At 42.0% G+C, this 2,795-nt stretch carries 2 protein-coding genes; both read left to right on the forward strand.

Annotated elements, in window-relative coordinates; all coding sequences use genetic code 11:
* Nucleotides 1-188: hypothetical protein (locus tag BKH46_RS09700; protein WP_216358721.1), on the forward strand; the 188-nt coding region annotated here is incomplete at its 5' end.
* Nucleotides 189-301: 113 nt separating this feature from the next.
* A partial coding sequence (locus BKH46_RS09150; protein WP_143428956.1) for a hypothetical protein occupies nucleotides 302-2,795 on the forward strand: 2,494 nt, incomplete at its 3' end.

The following is a 2,795-nucleotide window of genomic DNA, read 5'->3' on the forward strand; positions in this document are numbered from 1 at the left end:
TTTTTATGAAAAAGAGTAGCTATACTAATGCCTATAATGCCCCCAAAACAGCCGAAAATACAACAATTCCAAATACAGCAGATACTCAAGTAAAAAATACTCAAAATTCTATAAACACTAGCCACGCAAACACTCTCAACACAAGTGCTAGTCTTACAATGGCCCCCCCCCTAACAGCAAATCTTTAAAAGCAAGAACCCCCAAAACCAGAGCTACCAAATCCTCAAAAACCTCAAATAAGAGAGCCAAAGTCCTAAAAAAGCCCTTCACGCCGCTATTTTCCTTTGTCCTCGCAGCCTTTTTGTTTCCTTTTACGGGCGATGTTGTGCAAGCAGCACCTTCTTTTGGAGACAAGAGCTGCACCATCGGTTCAGCCGTGTCTTGTATCCGTGGTTGGACAGCTTATGGTATCGGTCAATACACCAAAGTCAATCTCTCACACACCGAGGGCGCAGACACAGCCACTCTCACATTATCATCTTCTTGGTCAGATAATGTCGATATACGCGCAAATAAAATCGCCATCACGGGCAGTTTGAGTAACTCCTCTAACGCAGGCAATTTCAATATTATCCTTAAAGACTCTGTATTTGTTGGTAATATCTCTAACACCACGACCGATGGCTACACCGGCTATGGCTGGTCAACTTTCACCTTTGATGGCAACTATCAAGGCACGGGCTCTAACGCCAATAATGGCTATGCCCTTGTGGGAGATATCATTGGTGATGCCAACACGCGTTTTTTCTTTAAAAATGGTGCTAAGATGAAAGGCGATTACAGGTCTTCAGAAAATAACAATGCTGGCACTTCTGTGACATTGAATTTCACCGATGGCTCTTCGCTTGAGGGCAAAAATGGTTCTAATGGGGCTACAAATAAAAGCAATATCAGTCTCAAAGAACGCACACTCACCATCAATGCCTATAATAACTCCACCATCAATGCGAATGTCACCACAGGTGTTTTAAATGGCTACACCAAGCCTACTTTTAATCTCAATCTAGTCAACAACTCCACCTTCAACGGCACTATCAACTCCACAAATCTCGCCAATGTCACTGCGACAAACTCCTCCTACAATGGCGATTTTATCAGTAAAAAAGAAGGAGAATTATCTGTGGCCTTGCGCAACACGCTTGATTTCAGACACTCTAGTTTCACAGGAGGTATTAAAATCCTCTACAACTCAGATGGATACCAACACCGTATCACTGGGACTTTCTTAGGCAATGGCACTGCGACTAATGGAGGGGGGCAATATGCCCTAAAAGGTAATGTCACCAATCAAAATGGTATCATCAACCTCACCTTCAAAGACGGCGCCATCTGGGATGGGAAATACACAGCCCAACAACGCACTAGTAATACTTCTCGCGTGCAAGCTGTCTTTAACTTCGACAATGCCACCCAAAAAGACTCTAACTCCAATACCATCTCTAATAACAGCACGCTTTTAACCATCAATGCTAAAAACAACTCCAAAGTTGGCGCTGTGACTTTAAATGGCAATACAAGCAATATCAACTTTGATACCAAATCCACCCTCAAAGGCTTAACCATCTCTGGAGGCACAAACAATGTTGTCTTTAAAGGAGGTTCTAGCATTGGGACTAATGGTCTTAATGTCTCAGGAGGCACAAGCACGATTAGCTTTTCAGATTCTTCTTCTGTAAATGGCAATATCAATCTAACTAATGGCACAAGCACACTAAATATCGATGCTAAAAATACAAGCTTCAAAGATATCAAAGCCACAGGAGCTAGCACCAAATTCATAGCCAACTTTGATACTACATCCATTGGCGCCCTCCAAGCCACCAATTCTGCTTCTTCTGCTAATTTTAAAAATATGGCAGGACTTAGTATCGGTAAAATCTCAGGCGATGGAACTGATACTACTAGTAATGGCTATGCAGGCACACTCACAGGCGTGCTTGACTTTATCCCAAAAGCTAACGGAACTAGTGACTCTGAAGCTAAATCTCTCTCCATCTCTGATATCATCATCAAAGATAACAACAACAATGTCCATCTAACACTCAACTTTGGTGGGGCTGATAGTGATGGCAAACTAAAAGGTAAAAACTCTAACACAACTATCAGTAATATCAAAGGAGGGGGCACAAACTCTTCTGTAGTCTTTTCTGATGTCGGTAGCTTTGACTTCTCAAAAGCTGCCCCCACTAATGATGGCTCTGAAAATAGCGATACCACAAATGCCACCAATGGCTACAAAGGTAAAACACTCGATATTGCCCTAAAAGATGCCACTAATATTGATGTCTCTTCTTTTAATGGCGCCCTAGGCTTAGAAAAAACCTCCATTATCTTAGACACCAACTCAGCCCTTGCAAAATCCACCACCTCCTCTGGCTCTAATGATTCAAGCGATTCTTCTGGCTCTGATTCTAGCGCCCAAACAGGAATACTTTCTGATTCAACTAAAAATCTCTCCATCACCTTTGGGAATGCCACCATCCAAAAAGATTCTATGGGTAATGTTGTCTATGACTCTGCAAATAGACCCATGATTCTTGCTAATGACAACAATCAATCCTTTACCCTCACACAAAGTGGTAAAACCCATACCAAAAAAGAAAACAGCAATACAAATGGTAACACCAATGGCATTACAGAATACACCGATGGTTATGTAGAAGGGGTGAGCTCAGATGGAAACATTGGCTTTGATAATGATAATTTCAAAAAAACCATTGCCTTTGTCTATAAAGATGGCACATTTAAGTCTGGTCAAAGTGGCTACACAGGCACAATCCTAGGAGGGACTGCAG

It is taken from the genome of Helicobacter sp. 12S02634-8 (assembly GCF_002272865.1).
Taxonomy (GTDB): domain Bacteria; phylum Campylobacterota; class Campylobacteria; order Campylobacterales; family Helicobacteraceae; genus Helicobacter_J.